The sequence below is a fragment of the Methanobacterium sp. genome (assembly GCA_030017655.1).
GTDB lineage: Archaea > Methanobacteriota > Methanobacteria > Methanobacteriales > Methanobacteriaceae > Methanobacterium_D.
Genome location: JASEIM010000082.1, coordinates 1 through 630 on the forward strand (window position 1 = coordinate 1; position 630 = coordinate 630).

The window sequence follows — 630 nt, forward strand, 5'->3', positions numbered from 1 at the left end:
AAAGGAGCTAAAGCCATAATAGTAGATATGGGTTCTGATTCGAAAAGTATCCATTGTATACTTAGTATTCGTAAAATAGACCAGAATGTAAGGATAATTGCAGAAGCAGAACGTTATGAAAATATAGAGCAGCTTGAACTTGCCGGAGCAACCCAGGTTATATCTCCATTTGTAATATCTGGAAGGCTCATGTACAAGAGCATTGATGACGGATACGAGGCAATGTTTGTTCAGGAAGTTCTGGCAGAGCACAAAAGCCGTGAAATGAAAGAAGTAATGGTAACAGAAGACAGTTATTTTGTAGGTAAAACAGTTCTTGAAGCTGATGTGCACGAAAAAACTGGAGTCATACTTGTTGGAATTGGTGAAAGTGGAAATTTAATTATAGATCCATCAAGAGACTATGTTATCAAAGCTGGAGACATAATACTTGGAATTGGAAAACCTGAAGAGTTTGAAAGGTTAGAAAAAAAGTGTATGGGTCTAAATAATTCTAAATAAAATCAAAAAATTCTATATCAATTCTTTTTAACTGTTTTATTACCAATTCTCCATTTTTATAATTATTTTTAAATGAATATGCAATTATATTAACTCCTTTTTTATGAGCATTCTTTAAAGCAATTGAAA

The 630-nt window shown here is 32.4% G+C and carries 1 protein-coding gene; it reads left to right on the forward strand.

Annotation, left to right across the window (positions count from 1 at the left end; genetic code table 11):
• A partial coding sequence (locus QMD61_11720; GenBank protein MDI6725301.1) for a TrkA C-terminal domain-containing protein occupies positions 1 to 501 on the forward strand: 501 nt, incomplete at its 5' end.
• Between the last annotated feature and the right edge of the window lie 129 nt (positions 502 to 630).